At 65.1% G+C, this 16,866-nt stretch carries 12 protein-coding genes and 1 pseudogene; 3 read left to right on the plus strand and 10 right to left on the minus strand.

All coding sequences use genetic code 11. From position 1 onward, the window contains the following. Nucleotides 1–5 precede the first annotated feature (5 nt). Nucleotides 6–1,961: an alpha-1,4-glucan--maltose-1-phosphate maltosyltransferase gene (locus DY468_RS20005; protein ID WP_164606661.1), complete on the minus strand. Its 1,956-nt coding sequence runs from the start codon at nucleotides 1,959–1,961 to the stop codon at nucleotides 6–8. 199 nt (nucleotides 1,962–2,160) lie between these two features. Here DY468_RS20005 and malQ point away from each other — a divergent pair, with 199 nt between their 5' ends. Then, nucleotides 2,161–4,113 (plus strand): 4-alpha-glucanotransferase, encoded by a 1,953-nt coding sequence (gene malQ, locus DY468_RS20010; RefSeq protein WP_164606663.1) that lies wholly within the window; start codon nucleotides 2,161–2,163, stop codon nucleotides 4,111–4,113. A 4-nt stretch (nucleotides 4,114–4,117) separates the two neighbouring features. After that, nucleotides 4,118–5,926, plus strand: a complete 1,809-nt coding sequence (locus DY468_RS20015; RefSeq protein ID WP_164606665.1) for a glycoside hydrolase family 15 protein — start codon at nucleotides 4,118–4,120, stop codon at nucleotides 5,924–5,926. Here DY468_RS20015 and DY468_RS20020 read toward each other — a convergent pair. From DY468_RS20020 to DY468_RS20055, 8 genes are all read right to left on the minus strand, one after another. Further along, nucleotides 5,923–6,741 (minus strand): Cof-type HAD-IIB family hydrolase, encoded by an 819-nt coding sequence (locus DY468_RS20020; protein ID WP_164606667.1) that lies wholly within the window; start codon nucleotides 6,739–6,741, stop codon nucleotides 5,923–5,925. The two genes, DY468_RS20015 and DY468_RS20020, sit on opposite strands and share 4 nt — an antisense overlap. Nucleotides 6,742–6,867: 126 nt before the next feature. Further along, nucleotides 6,868–7,416 carry a gluconokinase gene (locus DY468_RS20025; protein WP_164606669.1) on the minus strand — a complete coding sequence of 183 codons (549 nt, stop codon included), beginning with the start codon at nucleotides 7,414–7,416 and terminating at the stop codon, nucleotides 6,868–6,870. Continuing rightward, complete coding sequence (gene pgl, locus DY468_RS20030; RefSeq protein WP_164606672.1) at nucleotides 7,385–8,125, minus strand: 6-phosphogluconolactonase; 741 nt, start codon at nucleotides 8,123–8,125, stop codon at nucleotides 7,385–7,387. The genes DY468_RS20025 and pgl overlap by 32 nt, the downstream gene beginning before the upstream one ends. 3 nt (nucleotides 8,126–8,128) lie before the next feature. Continuing rightward, a complete protein-coding gene (gene zwf, locus DY468_RS20035; RefSeq protein WP_164606674.1) occupies nucleotides 8,129–9,643 on the minus strand; it encodes a glucose-6-phosphate dehydrogenase in 1,515 nt (504 codons plus the stop codon). After that, the gene (gene gnd, locus DY468_RS20040; protein ID WP_164606675.1) at nucleotides 9,640–10,680 is read right to left on the minus strand and encodes a phosphogluconate dehydrogenase (NAD(+)-dependent, decarboxylating); all 1,041 of its coding nucleotides are present in this window, start codon (nucleotides 10,678–10,680) and stop codon (nucleotides 9,640–9,642) included. Before gnd ends, zwf begins: the two co-directional genes overlap by 4 nt. 172 nt (nucleotides 10,681–10,852) lie before the next feature. Beyond that, nucleotides 10,853–13,705 (minus strand): bifunctional transaldolase/phosoglucose isomerase, encoded by a 2,853-nt coding sequence (locus DY468_RS20045; protein WP_164606677.1) that lies wholly within the window; start codon nucleotides 13,703–13,705, stop codon nucleotides 10,853–10,855. A 450-nt stretch (nucleotides 13,706–14,155) separates the two neighbouring features. Further along, on the minus strand, nucleotides 14,156–14,860 hold the full coding sequence (locus DY468_RS20050; protein ID WP_164606679.1) for a DUF4286 family protein: 705 nt from the start codon (nucleotides 14,858–14,860) through the stop codon (nucleotides 14,156–14,158). A gap of 19 nt (nucleotides 14,861–14,879) precedes the next feature. After that, nucleotides 14,880–15,362, minus strand: coding sequence for a winged helix-turn-helix transcriptional regulator (locus DY468_RS20055; RefSeq protein WP_164606681.1), 483 nt, complete (start codon nucleotides 15,360–15,362; stop codon nucleotides 14,880–14,882). Nucleotides 15,363–15,459: 97 nt separating this feature from the next. Here DY468_RS20055 and DY468_RS20060 point away from each other — a divergent pair, with 97 nt between their 5' ends. After that, nucleotides 15,460–16,233 (plus strand): SDR family NAD(P)-dependent oxidoreductase, encoded by a 774-nt coding sequence (locus tag DY468_RS20060; RefSeq protein ID WP_164606683.1) that lies wholly within the window; start codon nucleotides 15,460–15,462, stop codon nucleotides 16,231–16,233. A 9-nt stretch (nucleotides 16,234–16,242) separates the two neighbouring features. Here the strand turns inward: DY468_RS20060 and DY468_RS20065 are convergent. Then, nucleotides 16,243–16,848: pseudogene (locus tag DY468_RS20065) on the minus strand (alpha/beta fold hydrolase); the annotation flags it as partial. Nucleotides 16,849–16,866: the final 18 nt, after the last annotated feature.

A 16,866-nucleotide genomic window follows, 5' to 3' on the forward strand; every position in this document is an offset into this window, starting at 1 on the left:
CGCACTCAAGCCAGGCAACGGAACAGCAGCGCCGGGTCGCGATGCGGATCGATCCGCAGGTTGATCCCGCCCCAATCCAGCGCGTGACGTTCACCGGTCAGCAGGTTCTCGACGGCGACGACAGGCCGCCGCTCGCCGGCGACCTCGATCTGGACGTCGCCGAGCGGCAGCCAGAACTCGTGGTAGTCGCTGCTGAGCGCGATCGCTACGGCGACCGCGTTGCTGCCGTCGACGGACGTCTTGACGAAGCCGGTCACGTTCGGGTCCTGCACCGCGAGAAAGCGGATATTGGCGATCTGTTGCAGCGCTGGGTTGCTGCTGCGAATACGGTTGATGTCGCGGATATAGGGCTTGATGTTGCCGGGCTTGTCCCAGTCGCGCACCTTGATCTCGTACTTTTCGGAATCGAGATATTCCTCCTTACCGGGGATCGGCTCGTGTTCGAGCAGCTCGAAGCCGTTGTAGATGCCATAGGTCGATGACAGCGTTGCGGCGAGAACGAGGCGTGATTTGAACATCCACGGCTCGCCGCCCTGCAGGTGGTAGGGCAGGATGTCCGGCGTGTTGGTGAAGAAGTTCGGACGATAGAAATCGCGTTCCGGATAGCCGGCCAGTTCGGTCAGATACTGCTCGATCTCCCACTTCTGGGTACGCCAGGTGAAGTAGGTGTAGGACTGGGTGAAGCCGAGCTTGGCCAGCCCCTTCATCAGCTTCGGCCGGGTGAAGGCTTCGGCGAGGAAGATCACGTCGGGATGACGGAGCTGCACTTCACGGATCAGCCATTCCCAGAACCGCAGCGGCTTGGTGTGGGGATTGTCGATGCGGAAGATTTTCACGCCCTGATCGGCCCAGAACAGGATGACGTCGCGCAGTGCATTCCACAGCGCGCCGGCGTCCTCGCAGGAGAAGTCGGGATTGACGATGTCCTCGTATTTCTTCGGCGGATTCTCGGCGTATTTCATCGAGCCGTCGGGGCGGCGCTTGAACCAGTCCGGATGCTGCTTCAGCCACGGATGGTCCGGCGAGCATTGCACGGCGATGTCGAGCGCGACCTCGAGTCCGACCACTTCGCAGGCGGCGACGAAAGCACGGAAGTCGTCGAGCGTGCCGAGCTCTGGATGCACAGCGTCGTGGCCACCGTGTTCGGCGCCGATCGCGTAAGGGCTGCCGGGATCACCGGGTTCGGCCTTGAGCGAATTGTTGCGCCCCTTGCGGTTGGTGTGGCCGATCGGGTGAATGGGCGTGAAGTACACCACGTCGAAGCCCATTGCGGCGACGTCGGGCAGCCGAGCAATGCAGTCGCGAAACGTGCCGTGGCGGCCGGGTTCGGTGCCCTGGCTGCGCGGCACCATTTCGTACCACGTACTGTAGCGGGCCCGCGGCCGGTCGATCATCAGCGGCAGCGTCTCGGTCCGGGTGAGGTCGGGTCGCGCCTGGCTGCCCGCCATCGCCTCGAGCAGCTCAGGGGCGAGCAGGGGGGCGATCTCGCCGGTCCGCAGATATTCCTCGCAGCGCTGCTGGATCGACCGCAGCACCTCGGTGTCTTCGGATTGGGCCTTGGTCAGAAGACCGGCGCCTTCCAACGCATCCAGAGACAGATCCTGTCCGGCCTTCAGCTTGAGTTCGGCGCCGTGGCGCCAGGTGGCGAATTCGTCGGTCCAGGCTTCGATGACATAGACGTGACGTCCGATCTGCTGCGGCGTGAACGTCGCCGACCAGCGATCGTTGACGGCATGCACCATCGGAACGCGCTGCCAGGCATCGTCCTGTTCGCGGCGCCAGAGCAGGGCGGCGGCAATGACCTCGTGGCCGTCGCGGTAGATATCCGCCCACACTTCGATCGGCTCGCCGACGATACGTTTGACCGGGAAACGCCCACCGTCGATCAGCGGATAGATGTCTTCAATGTGAAACGCGCCGCCCTGAGCGGCGCTCTGAAGCGCTTGTGTCGGCTTGTTCACAGTAACTCACGTTCGATTGAGTGAGGTATGCCACGATCTAGGACTCTCGTCCCGTAGTGAACCGGGCGGTTCTCGGTTACAAAGCTTCCGGACCTCCCTGGTTCCAATGGAACTCACCCTACGCAATTGCGTTCGATATGACTATCCTGGGACAGGCGGAATCGCGGCGCACCCGCGCGGCGTCTAGACAGCGTGCTTAATGGATCTCCTCAGTAAAGCTGCCGAACTCGGCATCCAGACCGAATTTTTCGACGGTCAAGGAAGTCGACACGTTACTCCGCCCGAAGCATTGGGGCTGATCATCGATGCGATGCCGCAGCCGGCCGCGCATCCGCTGCTCGACCGGATCGTGGTGATCCGGCAAGGCGAACAAAGCCGTTCCGAACTGAGCGCGCAGGCGGCGTTGCCGGTACGCTGGCGTATCGTCGGCGATGCGGCGACGCTCGCTGAAGGCGTTGCCGGCGAGCGGATGGTGACATGGCCGCAGGATCTGCCGTCCGGTACATACCGCCTGCAGCTCGGCGACGCTTCCGGCCACAATGAGGAGCTGCCGCTTCTGGTGGCGCCGCCGCGTGCCTTCGGCGGCGAATTCGACCGCGCGTGGTTGATCGCGGTGCAGCTTTACAGTCTGCGATCCGAACGCAACTGGGGCATCGGTGATTTTACCGATCTGGCAAACCTGATCGATCTTGCGGCCACGCTCGGCGCTGGCGGCATCGGCCTCAACCCGCTGCACGCGCTGTTCGACGACCGGCCCGGCGACTGTAGTCCGTATTCGCCGAACAGCCGGATGTTTCTCAATCCGCTCTATGTCGATGTCGAGAAGTTGCCGGAGTTCTCGCTTGCCGATCTGCCGGGTGTCGACATCGCGGCGCTGCGTGACGGCAAACTGATCGACTATCAGGTCGTGGCTGCGGCGAAGTGGCGCGCCTTGCGCGCCGCCTTCGACAGATTCCGAACGTCACCCGGGCCCGGACGCCGCGAGGCGTTCGATGCGTTCCGCAACGAACGCGGGGCGCTGCTGACACGGTTCGCGTGCTTCGAAGTGCTGCGGCACAAATTCGGCAGCCCGTGGTGGGAGTGGCTGGAGGAGTGGCGTCGACCCGACGATGCGCGTTGCGCCGAGCTGCGGGCGGGGGGCGATGCTGCGGAAGTCGAATTCGTCGAGTTCACCCAATGGTGTGCCGACGATCAGCTCCGTGGCTGCCGCGACCGCGCCGCCGAGCGCGGCATGAGCGTCGGATTGTATCTCGATGTCGCGGTCGGGGTGCAGAGCGATGGCTTCGACGCCTGGAACGAACAGACTGCGATCTCGCGGCTGCTCTCGGTCGGTGCTCCGCCGGATTCGCTCAACACCGCGGGGCAGAACTGGGGGCTCGCCGGCTTCAACGCGCCGGGGCTGGAGCTGACCGGCTTTGCGGCGTATCGCGAGATGCTGCGCGCTTCGATGCGCTATGCCGGCGCGATCCGGCTCGATCATGTGCTCGGGCTCAACCGGCTGTATCTGGTGCCGCACGGCTTCGCCGCGCATCAGGGCGTCTACGTGCAGATGCCGTTCGAAGCGCTGCTCGCCGTCACGGCGCAGGAAAGCGTCGATCATCGCTGCGTGGTGATCGGCGAAGATCTCGGGACTGTGCCCGACGGATTCCGTGACCGGCTCGCCGCCTGGGGGATCTGGTCGTACCGGGTGATGATGTTCGAGCGCGATTTCCACCAGGGCTGGTTCTTCGGGCTCGATCATTATCTGCCGAACGCGCTGGTCACGTTCAACACCCACGATCTGGCGACCTATTCGGGCTGGCGCGCCTCGACCGATCTGCAGATGAAGCGCTCGATCGGTGTCGATCCCGGCGAGAGCGACGACAGCCGGCGCCATGCGCTGGTGATGCTCGGCGACGCGCTCCGGCATCAAGGCATCGAGCAAGACGACATCTACGCGGTGCTGACCTTCCTGGCCCGGACTCCGTCGCGGCTGCTGGCGATCGCGCTGGAGGATCTGCTCGGCGTGCTCGATCAGCCGAATGTGCCCGGGACCGTCTCAGAGCACCCCAACTGGCGGCGGCGGTTGCCGAAGCCGATCGAACACATCGCTGACGCGATCAACCGCCAGGCGTTGTTGGCGGCGACCGCGGATCGCCGGACCGCGGGGTGACGCCTTGGCCGGCAAGATCGAAGACTACGCCCTGATCGGCGATTGCGAGACCGCTGCGCTGGTCGGCCGCGACGGCTCGATTGAATGGCTGTGCTGGCCCTCGTTCGATTCCGAAGCCTGCTTCGCGGCGCTGATCGGCACCGAGGACAATGGCCGCTGGAAGGTTGCACCGGCGGAAACCGTGATCCGCTGCAGCCGGCGCTATCGCGGCGACAGCCTGATCCTGGAAACGACGTTCGAGACCGAAAGCGGCACCATCACGCTGATCGACTTCATGCCGCCGCGCGGCTCGGCCTCCGACGTCGTCCGCCTCGTGCGCGGCGACAGCGGCGTGGTCAAGGTCGCAATGCAATTGGTGATCCGGTTCGGGTTTGGAGCCGCGATACCGTGGGTGAAGCGTGGCGACGACGGAGCGTTGCTGGCGATTGGCGGCCCCGACATGGTGGTGCTGCACACGCCGGTCGAGGTCCGCGGCAAGGATCTGACCACGGTCGCCGAGTTCGAGGTCGCCGAAGGCGACGTCGTGCCGCTGGTGCTGACTTACGGGGCGTCGCATCTGCCGGTGCCGAACGAGATCGATCCTCTCCAGGCGCTCAAGGACACCGAAGAGTTCTGGGCCGATTGGTCCGGCCGCTGCACCTATCAGGGTGAATACCGCGAGCTGGTGATGCGCTCGCTGATCACGCTGAAGGCGCTGACCTTCGCACCGTCGGGCGGCATCGTCGCGGCGCCGACCACCTCGCTGCCGGAGAAGCTGGGCGGCGCGCGCAATTGGGACTACCGGTTCTGCTGGCTGCGCGACGCCACCTTCACGCTGTTTGCGTTGATGAACAACGGCTACACCGAGGAAGCCGCCGCCTGGCACGATTGGCTGCTGCGCGCGGTGGCCGGCAATCCGGCCAACATGCAAATCATGTACGGCATCTATGGCGAGCGCCGGCTGCTGGAGTGGGAGGCCGATTGGCTCTCCGGCTACCAGGGTGCTCAGCCGGTGCGGATCGGCAACGCTGCACATGGGCAGCTCCAGCTCGACGTCTACGGCGAACTGATCGACGCTTTCCATCAGTGGCGCAACGCCGATATCGCGCTCGACGGCGAATCCTGGGCGCTGGAATGTGTGGTGCTCAAGCACCTCACGGAGATCTGGGACCAGCCCGACAGCGGCATCTGGGAGCTGCGCGGTCCACGTCAGCACTATGTTTTCTCCAAGGTGATGACCTGGGTGGCGTTCGACCGCGGCATCAAGAGCGCGGAGAAGTTCGGCCTGCAGGCGCCGCTGGCGGAGTGGCGCTTGGTACGCGAGCGGATCCATGCGGATGTCTGCGCCAACGGCTTTGATCCCGAGCAGAACACCTTCGTCGAGCACTACGGCGCCAAGGTGCTCGACGCATCTGTTTTGCTGATACCGGCGGTCGGCTTCCTGCCGCCGCGCGACCCACGGGTTCTCGGCACGCTCGAGGCCGTCGAGCGTCATCTGATGGTGGACGGCTTCGTGATGCGTCACGATCCGCGCGAACAGCCCGACACGTCCGAGCAGCTCGAGGGGGCATTTCTCGCCTGCAGCCTGTGGCTGGCCGACGCCTATGTGCTGGCCGGCGAAATTGCGCGTGCCAAGGAGCTGTTTGAGCGCGTCGCCGGAATCGCCAACGATCTCGGGCTGCTGGCGGAAGAGTACGACACCACGGAGCGGCGTCAGGCCGGCAACTTCCCGCAGGCGCTGACGCACATCGCGCTGATCAACACCGCCAACAACCTCACCGCTGCGAAGGCCTCGACCGAAAAGCCGGCGATGCAGCGCTCGAAGCAGAGTTAGCGGTCGAGCTTCGCGTTGCGATCCATGATGAAGTCGATCGCGGCGGCGAAGCCGTCGTCGTCGTTGCGGCCGGTGACGTGAGCGGCCTGCTGCTTGATCTCGTCGGCGGCATTGCCCATCGCGATCGGCAGGCCGCTGACGCCGAACATCGGGAGGTCGTTCTGCATGTCGCCGATGGTGGCGATCGCCTCGGAGGCGACCCCGAGCCGCTGCGCCATGGCCTGCACGAACGTGCCTTTGCTGCGGCCGGGCGGAGTGACGTCGAGGTAGTAGTCCTGCGACCGCACCGCCAGCGCGCCGTCGCCGAGGGCTGCCTGCAGCTCCGGTTCGCAGCGTTTCAGGAGCGCGAAATCGGCGCTGACGCCGACGATCTTGCAGGCCTTGCCGGCAAGCGGAGTCAGATCCCGCAGCATGGTCGGGGCAAACTGGATGGTACGCTCCTCGTGCGGCACGTATTTGCCGTCGTCGCGGCGGATGTACCAATTGTCGTTGGTGAACAGCCAGATGTCGATGCCGCTGCGCTCGAACAGCGCGATGCTGGTGGTGACTGCGCTTTCCGGGATCAGATGCTGTTCGATGACCTCGAGTGTCGGGGTGAGAATCGAACTGCCGTTGAACGGTCCGAGCGGCAGGGTGATGCCGAGCGGATCGCTGTACATTCGCATCCCGACCGGCGGCCGGCTGGAGGTGAGTGTAAAGCCGACGCCGCTGGCTTCGAGCCTCTTCACCGCCTCGCGGGCGCGATCGGTCAACTGCTTGTCGGTCGTGACGAGTGTGCCGTCGACGTCGGACACAACGAGCTGAATGCGGGTCATTCGGTTTCCCTATCAAGGCCGTCATTGTGAGCGAAGCGAAACAATCCTGGGGCTCCTTGCACGGAGCTTTGGATTGCTTCGTCGCTCCGCTCCGCGCAATGACGAATTCAAGTGCTCGGCATCGAATTAATCGCTGCCTGGATTCGGAAGCTGGCGAACGATGTCGTCGACGATCGCTTCGACCGGTGCGTCGATCGAGGCGACGATCGGCCGTTCGTCGGGCCCCGGACGCTCCAGCGTTGCGAACTGGCTGTCGAGCAGGCCGGCGGGCATGAAGTGGTTCTTGCGCGCCGCCATACGGGCACCGATTAGCTCGCGGCTGCCGTCGAGATAAATGATGCGGACGTCGTCGCGGCCGTGCACCAGCACGTCGCGATAGGCTCGCTTCAGTGCGGAGCAGCCGAACACGACGCGTCCGCCCTCGGCCGTGACGCTGTCGATCTCGGCGGCGATCGCCTGCAGCCACGGCCAGCGATCGTCGTCGGTGAGCGGGTGGCCCGCGCTCATCTTGGCGACGTTGGCTGCCGGATGATAGTCGTCGCCGTCCTCGTAGCGCCAGCCGAGCCGCTGGGCGAGGGCCTCGCCGACCGTGCTTTTGCCGGAGCCGGACACGCCCATCACGATCAGCGCTTGCGGTATCGGTTCATGCGCCACGGGCGTTCTCCGGCAGCGCATCCTGGGTCACCAGCCACACCGTTTCGCCCTGCGAGCGGGCATGCGCCGACGGCAGATCTTCGCCGGCGAATACGCGGGCGAGAATGTCCCGCTTGGCGGCGCCGTGCGCCAGGAACAACATCTCGGCGCTGGAGGCGAGCGCCGGGAAGGTGAGGGTGACCCGCGGCACCAGCGGTTCGACCGGTGCGGTGTCCACGCCGGCTGCCCAACGGTCCTGGATTAGAAGCTGCGGCCGGCCGGGAAACAGTGACGCCGTATGACCGTCCGGCCCGACGCCGCCGAGCACCAGATCGAACAACGGACGCTCGGGCGCGAGCTGGTCGCGGCCATAGAACGCCTTCAGCTCGGCCTCGTAGCGGCGCGCCGCATCGTCGGGCGAAGCCGCATCGGTCGGGATTGAATGGATGTTCTGCGGCGGTGCGCGGCCATCGAGAAATGCACGCCTGGCGGCGCCGATATTGCTGAGCGGATCGCTTTCCGGCACGAAGCGCTCGTCGCTGATGAACCAATGCACGCGCTGCCAGGGAATCCGCGACTCGAACTCGCCGGCCAACAGCTCGAACATCCGCTGCGGCCCGGAGCCGCCGGTGAGGCAGATCGCCGGACGCTCGTGGTTCAGGTCGATCCGGGCAATCAGCCGCTGTGCGGCCAGCCGCGCCTGCGCATCGGCGTCAGCCGCGACCACGAGGCCATGATCGGTGCTGCTCATCGGCTAGCCCGGCTTGCGCCAGTCCCGGCCGTCGCGGGACAGCAGTTCGTCGGCGTCTTCCGGGCCGTCGCTGCCGGCGCGATAGATCTGCAGGCCGTGGGCGCCGGCCTTCTTCCAGGCGTTGAGAAATGGCTCGACCGCGCGCCATCCCGCCTCGACGCCGTCGGCGCGCTGAAACAGGATGTTGTCGCCGATCATGCAGTCGTGCAGCAGCGTCTCGTAGCCGTTGCTCGGCGCGACCTTGAAGTGGTCCTTGTAGCGGAACGTCATCTCGACGCCTTCGATCGCAATCGATGGCCCAGGCACCTTGGTGTTGAACTGCAGCGAGATGCCTTCGACCGGCTCGATCCCGATCACCAGATAGTTTTGCGACAATTCCTGCACCGTGGTGCAACGAAACATCGAGAACGGCGCTTCTTTGAACTTGATCGCAACCTCGGTACGCTTTCCCGACAGCGCCTTGCCGGTGCGCAGGTAGAACGGCACGCCGGCCCAGCGCCAATTGTCGATCGACAGTTTCAGCGCTGCGAAGGTCTCGGTGGTGCTGTCCGGTTCGACGTCCTCGACGCTGCGATAGTCCGGAATCTCGGTGTCGCCGATCCTGCCGGAGGTGTATTGGCCGCGCACCGAATTGCGCAGCGCTTCGTCTTCGCTCTGAAGCTGGATCGCCGCGAGGACGTCGGCTTTGGCGGACCGCACGCCATGGGCGTTGAAATGCGCCGGCGGCTCCATCGCCACCAGCGACAGCAATTGAAACAGATGGTTCGGCACCATGTCACGCAGCGCGCCGGTCTTGTCGTAGAAGCTGCCGCGATGACCGACGCCGAGTTTTTCTTCGACGGTGATCTGGATGTGATCGATGTGCTCTCGATTCCAGATCGGCTCGAACATGCCGTTGGAAAACCGCAACACCAGAATGTTCTGCACCGTCTCTTTGCCGAGATAGTGATCGATCCGGTACAGCTCGTGCTCGGAGATGATGCTGAGCAGATGATCGTTCAGCGCCTTGGCCGACGCGAGGTCAGTGCCGAATGGCTTCTCCACCACCAGCCGGCGCCACGCGCCGCTGACCTCTTCGAGCAGCTTGGCGCGACCGAGCTCGGTCGCGATCGGCGCGAACGCGTCCGGCGGGGTGGCGAGATAGAACAGCCGGTTGCCGCCGGTGTTGCGGTTGGCCTCGAGCTTTTCCAACCGTTCGCGCAGCCGATCGAACGAATCCGGCTCGCTCGGGTCGGCGTTGACGGCGGTGACGCAGTAAAGCAACTGGTCGGCGACCTTGTCGTCGACCGGGCGGGTCGCGTATTTGCGCAGTCCCTGCATCAGGCTTTCGCGCAAAACGTCGCTCGCCATCTCCTTGCGCGTGATGCCGACGACGCAGAATTTCTCGGGCAGAAGCCCGGCTTCGGCGAGATTGTACAGCGCCGGTATCACCAGGCGGTGGGTCAAATCGCCGGTCGCGCCGAAGATGACGAACGCGCAGCCGTCGGGGATCTGGTTGGGTGTGGCTTGCGTGGTCACGCGCGCTCCGATGTCGGTTTCAGTTTCTGCTGCGGAGCGGCCTGTTGCTCTGGCTCCGGATGCTGTTGCGGCTCCTTGTGGCCACCGAATCCGGCCCGCATCGCCGAGAGAATCTTCTCCGCAAACGTATGGTCACGGCGCGAGCGGAAACGGGCATACAGCGCCGCAGTGAGGACTTCGGCCGGCACTGCTTCTTCGATCGCCGCATTGATGGTCCAGCGGCCTTCGCCGGAATCCTCGACAAAGCCGGAGTAATTGTCGAGCTGATCGTTCTTGGCCAGCGCGGTCGCGGTGAGATCGAGCAGCCAGGACGGGATCACGCTGCCGCGGCGCCAGACCTCGGCGATGTCGGCGATGTCGAGGTCGAAGCGATGCGCCTCGGGGAGAGTCTCGCTGCTCGCGTTCTTGAGAATGTCGAAGCCCTCGGCATAGGCCTGCATCAGGCCGTACTCGATGCCGTTGTGGACCATCTTGACGAAGTGACCGGCGCCGACCGGGCCGGCGTGGAGATAGCCCCGCTCGACGCGGGAGTCGCGATTCTCGCGGCCCGGCGTGCGCGGAATGTCGCCGATGCCGGGCGCCAGCGTGGCGAGGATCGGATCGAGCCTGTCGACGACGGCTTTGTCGCCGCCGATCATCATGCAGTAGCCACGCTCGAAGCCCCAGATGCCGCCGGAGGTGCCGACGTCGACATAATGGATGCTTCGCTCTTTGAGCGTCTTGGCGCGGCGGATATCGTCCTGCCAAAAGGTGTTGCCGCCATCGATCACGACGTCGTCGGCAGCGAGCAGCTGGCCGAGCTGTTCGATGGTGGTTTCGGTGATGTGGCCCGCGGGCAGCATCACCCAGACTGCGCGAGGGGCGTCGAGCTTGTGCACCAGATCGTCGAGCCCGCTGGCGCCGGTCGCGCCTTCGCGGGTCAGCGCTTCGATCGCTTTCGGGTCGCGGTCGTAGACCACGGCATGATGGCCATCCTTCATCAATCGCCGGACGATGTTGCCGCCCATCCGGCCTAGGCCGATCATGCCGATCTGCATGCGCAAGTCTCCGTGATTCTTTCTGGACTGTGCGCGTTGGCACAGTCCCAAGGTCGGTTAGTTACTCCTCGGTCTCTCGGTCATTGCGAGGAGCGAAGCGACGAAGCAATCCAGTGCTTCACTCGAAGTGTGGATTGCTTCGCTTCGCTCGCAGTGACGTGGAGATGTCGTCTCACTCCAATGCTTGTTTGATCGCATCGCCGAGCATCTTCAGCCCGGCGGCGAGATCGCCCTTGAGGTGAATCCGCAAGGCGCGGCGGCCGCGTTCGGTGAGGACGTCGAAATCGCCGCGTGCCTGCGCCGCTTTGATGATGCCGAAGCTGGCGCTCTGGCCGGGCACCGGCAGATCGGACGCATCGTCGGCGGTGATCTGCAGGAACACGCCGCTGTCCGGGCCGCCCTTGTAGGCCTGACCGGTCGAGTGAAGGAAACGCGGGCCGAACTCGGCGCAGGTCGCGACCCGGAGCCGATCGCGGATCTGCAGCCGCATCGCCTGCAGCGCCTCGATGTGGGCGGCGTTGCGTTCGATGTAGGCCAGCAGGGCGACGTAATCGCCGCCGTGAACGCGCGACAAATGTGCTTTCAGCCACGAGCCGAGCGTGCTGTCGGCGCCTGCCTTGCGCAGCGCAGTGGCGTTGGCGGCGTCGGTGTAGAGATCGACCTCGGCGGTCGACAGCGCGGCAGTCTCTTCCGGCAGCGCGCCCGACTTCTCGAACGCCGCCGTCAGTTCGCGGGTCTTGATCTTGGCGCTTTCGACATCGGGCTGATCGAACGGGTTGATGCCGAGCACCGCACCGGCGACGGCGGTCGCGAGTTCGAAGCGGAAGAACTCCTGGCCGATCGCCTCCGGCGATTGCAGCACGATCCGAACCACCGGATGGCCGGTGGCTTCCAGCGCCGCGAGTTTCGACTCGTGCGCTGCATCGGTTTCGGGCTCGGTGCGCAGATCGATGAACAGCCGGTCGTTGCCGTAGGCGGACGGATCGGCCAGCGGCTCGCCGTCGATCGGAATCAGGCCCTTGCCTTCCTTGCCGGTCGACTCGGCGATCAGTTGTTCGGCCCAGGCGCCGAAATCGGCGATCGCCTTCGACGACGTGATCGTCACCTTGTCGCGGCCCGCGAGTCCGGCGCAGCCCATGACCAAGCCTAACTGCACACCGGGGTTCTGCTGCGGCGGCACATTGGGACCGCAGGAGCGGACCATGCTCAGCGTCGCCTTCACCAGCGCGGCAAGATCGAGCCCGGCCGCCGCGGCCGGCACCAGGCCGAACGGCGACAGCACCGAGTAGCGCCCGCCGATCGTCGGATCGCCGTAGAAGATCTTGGCGAACTTCTGCTCGGTCGCGACCTTGTCCATCGACGAGCCGGGGTCGGTGACCGCGACGAAGTGCCGGCCGGCGTGATCGGCACCGACCGCTTCGCCGACGCGCGCGTAGAAATACGCCTTCATCACATTCGGCTCGGTGGTGCCGCCGGACTTCGACGATACGATGAACAGCGTCGAGGCCAGCTTGACGCTGGCTTCGAGGGACCGTACCTGCGCCGGATCGGTGGAGTCGAGGACGTGCAGCCTGGGGAAGCCGTCCTGCTTCGCGAAGGTCTCGGCGATGACTTCGGGGCCGAGGCTGGAGCCGCCCATACCGAGCACCACCGCATCGGTGAACCCCTGGCTCTTCACCCACTTGGCGAAATCCTGATAGTCCGCGAGTTTGGCCTTGGCGGCCGACGCAGCACTCAGCCAGCCCAGCCATTTGTCTTCATCGCGGCCGGTCCAAACCGTCTTGTCGCGTCCCCAGAGCTTGCGGATCTTCCCGGCGCTACGCCACGCCTCGGCGGACTCCTTGACCTTGCCGGCGAGATCGCCGGGCAGCGCCAACGTCTGCTTGCCCACCGCACCGCCGAGCACTGTCTCGCGCTTGAAGGCGACGGCCCCGAGCAGCTTGTCGAAGGCGTCGGCGAACAACTGCACGCCCTCGGTAACGAGTTTGTCGGTGATCGCATCGAGCGAAATGCCGGAGCCGTCGAGGCCCTTCAGCACGGCCTGCGCCTCGTCGATGTCCTTTTCCAGACTGTCGCGTGGCTTGCCATGGTCGCGGAACGCGTCGAGCGTCGCGGGCGGCACGGTGTTGACGGTGTCGGGGCCGATCAGCTCCTCGATGTACAGCACGTCGCTGTAAGCCTTGTTCTTGGTGCCGGTCGAAGCCCACAGCAGGCGCTGCGGCTTGGCCCCGCAGGCTTCCAGCTTGGCCCAACGGTCGCCGCTGAACAGCCGCTTGTAGTCCTGATAAGCGAGCTTGGCGTTGGCGATCGCAACCTTGCCCTTCAGCTCTTCTAGCCGCGCCTTCTCGTCCGGATCGCTGGCGTTGGCGATCTTGTCGTCGAGCGCCGCGTCGACCGCGGTGTCGATCCGGCTGATGAAGAAGCTGGCCACGCTGGCGACGTGCGCCGGATCGCCACCGGACGCGATCAGCGCCTCGAGGCCGGACAGGTAGGCCTCGGCGACCTGATTGTAGACTTTCTGCGAGAACAGCAGCGTGACGTTGACGCTGATCCCCTTGGAGATGAGCTGCTTGATCGCCGGCAATCCCTCGCGGGTCGCCGGCACCTTGATCATCAGGTTTTCGCGGCTGACCGCGCTCCACAGCCGCTCGGCTTCCGCCAGCGTGCCCTTGGTGTCGAGCGCCAGATAGGGAGACACTTCGAGACTGACGAAGCCGTCGCGGCGCTTCAGCTTGTCGTAAACCGGGCGCAGCACGTCGGCGGCGTGCTGAATGTCTTCGACCGCGACCGTTTCGTACAGTTCTCCGACCGAACGGTCGCCTTGTTTCAACGCCTCGGCGATCGCGCCATCGTATTCGTTACTGGAGCCGATCGCTTTTTCGAAGATCGAAGGGTTGGACGTGACCCCCTTCACCCCGTCGGTCTCGATCAGGTTCTTCAGATCTCCCTTGGCGATAAAGCCGCGGGCCAGGAAGTCGAGCCAGATTGACTGGCCGTTTTTTTCGAGCGCTTTGACGGGATTCATGGTGCCTTGTCTGCTTGTTCGGTGCGATGACGGCCTCGAACGCATTTCCGTCCGCGGATTGAGGCTTGTCAACTCGTCCTGACCGACGCCTTGCACGCCGGCCAATTACCGCCCAATGCGAAGATGACGTTTGAACCGGAAAACGGTTCCCTCGTTGCAGACTATCGCAGGGTTGTGATGCCGGCATGTCATGGGGCAGAGGCGTCTCATCAAAAAGTGTCCCGCTGCGTCGCTGCCGAGCGCGCGCTGCAGCCGGCGATGGCCGTTCGCTCCGGCTCCTGGAGGGGTATCAGAGGGCGCTGCCGCCAGCGATGAAGCTGCGGTCGCGGCTGGTCATCCCAACGCCGCCTTCAATCATTCGTGACAGTGTTCGAAGGTTTTCGCTGCGAGACTGTCGCGATGGTTCGCTCGCGGCGTTTGCCGCGTCAGGTGGCTTGAGACGGAGCGCGCTCAGCCGCGCAGGTCAGCTTGCTCGACATCAGGCTTGTTTAGATCAGCCTTCGCCAAATCCCACAGCAGCGCGTAAGTCCCCGCGGCGATCAGCTCGGCGCCGGCGGCGGCAATCGCAGATTCGAACCGGCCGGCAAGGGCCGCTTTCACAGCCTCGGCGCCAGTGCCGTCGATCAGCACGAACCAGTCGGATGCGCCCGGGCTGGTGATACCGGGCGGATCGGTCAGTGGCTTCGACAGTGTGGGATCGTTCTCCAGCAGGTGCATCGAGACGATGCCGTCGAGCGACAGCGGATCGAGCCCGGCCGACAGTCCGGCACGCAGGGTGTCCTCATGCCCGGCGGCAGGACGGATGCGGATCAGGCCGAGCACCGCGCCGCGGCCCTGGCCACGGCTCAGCGTGATCCGCGCCACGCCGCGGATCATGTTCTTGAACTTGGCGATGTTGCGCTTCGACCATTCGGTCTGATTGGCGAGCGCCGTTCGGTAGGCATCGCTGCTCAGCACCTCGAATCGCTCGGTCGAATACAGTCCGAGATACTTCGGATTTGCGTCGAGCGCGACATAGCGGCGGGCCTCGACGAAGCCATCGATCGCGACTCGCTCGGCGATGTGTTCGCGGTCGTACCAGCGATTGAAATCGGCCTCGTCCTCGTGTGCGATGTCCATCGAGGTCAGCAGCATTCCTTGTCCGGCGATCGGCATCGCAAATTCCTTCGAGTTGCTATTGGGCGAGCCTGCGCCGTTTGCCTGGCTTGACGGCGTCGCGCGGCTTCAACGTTGTCTGGTGGAGCGCAAGCAGGCGGCCGTCCTCGGCGTGAAGCTCGAGCTTCTTCACCGGCCGGCCGTGCTCGACGTCGACGAGGACGGTGGCGATGTCGTCGGGATGGGCGTCGAACTCTTCGCTCCACTGCCTGAGCGCGACCAGCACCGGAAACACGCCACGGCCTTTCGGGGTGAGCACATATTCGTGATACGCGCTGCCGTCCGATGCCGGCGCCAGCTCCAGGATGCCGTGCTCGACCAGCGCGCGCAGCCGCACCGACAGGATGTTCTTGGCGAGGCCGAGTCGCGCCTGGAATTCGTTGAAACGCCGCACGCCGAACAGCGCCTCGCGAATGATCAGCAGCGACCACCAGTCGCCGATCGCGTCCAGTGCGCGCGCCACCGGGCAGGCGTCGTTCTCGAAGCTGGTTCGCTTCACCATGATGAGGGCGTCCCGATCACGCTGTTGTGTGGTTGCATTATAAAACTAACCGGCATAGATGCCAATCAGTTTAAAAATGCAACCAGATGAGGCGGGCATGAGACTGAGCGGCAAGACGGCCTTGATCACCGGCGGCAACAGCGGCATCGGTCTTGCGACCGCCAAGCTGTTTGTGACCGAAGGTGCACGCGTGACGATCACCGGCCGTGATCGGGCGAGGCTGGATGCGGCTGCGCGCGAGCTCGGCGCGCAGGCGCTCGCGGTCGAGGCCGATGTCACCGACATCGCCGCGATCGAGAACGCGGCCGCCCGCGCGGCGGAGCGGTTCGGTAAGCTCGACATCGTGTTCGCGAATGCCGGCATCCCAGGCTCGACGCCGCTCGGCGGCACCTCGCTTTCGGCGTTCGAGCAGGTGATCCGCACCAATCTGACAGCGGTGTTCTTCACCGTACAGGCGGCGCTGCCGTACTTGAACGACGGCGCCTCGATCATTCTCAGCGGGTCGGTGATCTCGGTGCTCGGCAATCCGGGCTTTGCGGCCTACGCGGCGAGCAAGGCCGGGCTGCGCGGAATGGCGCGGGTGATGGCTTCCGAACTGTCGCCGCGCAACATCCGCGTCAATGTGGTGGCGCCGGGCGGCGCGCGGACACCGATCTGGAAGGACGCCGCGCCGACCGATCAGGCGATGGCGGTGCTCGAACAACGGATCGCGGCGGCGACGCCGCTCGGCCGGATCGCAGAGCCGGACCACATCGCCAAGACCGTGCTGTTTCTCGCCTCCGACGATGCCGCCCACATCCAGAGCGCCGAGATTTTCGTCGATGGCGGCGCCACCGGATCGCCTGCGGGTGTGCCGGCGTTTCGCGGCTGACTGGCAGCCTCAGCCGGCAATCTTCGCCGCGACGTCGTTGATCCCGGCGATCACCGCGTCGCGGATGCCGGGGTCGTAGAGCAGGTGGCCGGCAGCGTCGATGGTGCGTAGCTCGGCATCCGGCCACAATGTCGCGAGCCGGTGCGCAGTCGCCGGCGGGCACAGCAGATCGTAGCGGCCCTGCACGATCACGCCGGGAATGCCGGCGAGCTTAAAGGCTTCGCCGAGCAACTGATCGGGGCGCATGAAGCAGTCGTTGGCGAAGTAATGCGCCTCGATATAGGGCGTCACCGGGAGCGCGCCTTGACTGGTCGGATGTGTGCGATCGAGACGGCTGCGCCTGGGCGTCACCATCGACAGCACCCCTTCGGTTTCGACCCAGGCGCGCGCCGCAGGGGCGTGGACTGTGGGGTCCGGATCGAGAATCCGCCGCCAATAGGCGTCGAGCGGCGCAGCGCGTTCGGACTCCGGCAGCAGGCCGAGAAAATCCTCATGCAGCGCCGGATAGAACTGCGGCAGATTGATCAGGAAGGCCGTCTCGAGCTCGGCGCGGGTGCCGAGAAAGGTGGCGCGGAGCACCAGGCCGCTGACGCGCTCCGGATGCTGTCCCCTATACACATCTTACGCTCCCGA

The sequence above is a fragment of the Rhodopseudomonas sp. BR0M22 genome (assembly GCF_010907035.1).
Taxonomy (GTDB): Bacteria; Pseudomonadota; Alphaproteobacteria; order Rhizobiales; family Xanthobacteraceae; genus Rhodopseudomonas.

What these genes read in the sequence shown, in the direction of transcription:
- malQ (WP_164606663.1), top strand. Translation starts at nt 2,161, where the DNA reads ATGGATCTCCTCAGTAAAGCTGCCGAACTCGGCATCCAGACCGAATTT.
- DY468_RS20020 (WP_164606667.1), bottom strand. Translation starts at nt 6,741, where the DNA reads ATGACCCGCATTCAGCTCGTTGTGTCCGACGTCGACGGCACACTCGTC.
- DY468_RS20025 (WP_164606669.1), bottom strand. Translation starts at nt 7,416, where the DNA reads ATGCGCTGCCGGAGAACGCCCGTGGCGCATGAACCGATACCGCAAGCG.
- pgl (WP_164606672.1), bottom strand. Translation starts at nt 8,125, where the DNA reads ATGAGCAGCACCGATCATGGCCTCGTGGTCGCGGCTGACGCCGATGCG.
- gnd (WP_164606675.1), bottom strand. Translation starts at nt 10,680, where the DNA reads ATGCAGATCGGCATGATCGGCCTAGGCCGGATGGGCGGCAACATCGTC.
- DY468_RS20045 (WP_164606677.1), bottom strand. Translation starts at nt 13,705, where the DNA reads ATGAATCCCGTCAAAGCGCTCGAAAAAAACGGCCAGTCAATCTGGCTC.
- DY468_RS20050 (WP_164606679.1), bottom strand. Translation starts at nt 14,860, where the DNA reads ATGCCGATCGCCGGACAAGGAATGCTGCTGACCTCGATGGACATCGCA.
- DY468_RS20055 (WP_164606681.1), bottom strand. Translation starts at nt 15,362, where the DNA reads ATGGTGAAGCGAACCAGCTTCGAGAACGACGCCTGCCCGGTGGCGCGC.
- DY468_RS20060 (WP_164606683.1), top strand. Translation starts at nt 15,460, where the DNA reads ATGAGACTGAGCGGCAAGACGGCCTTGATCACCGGCGGCAACAGCGGC.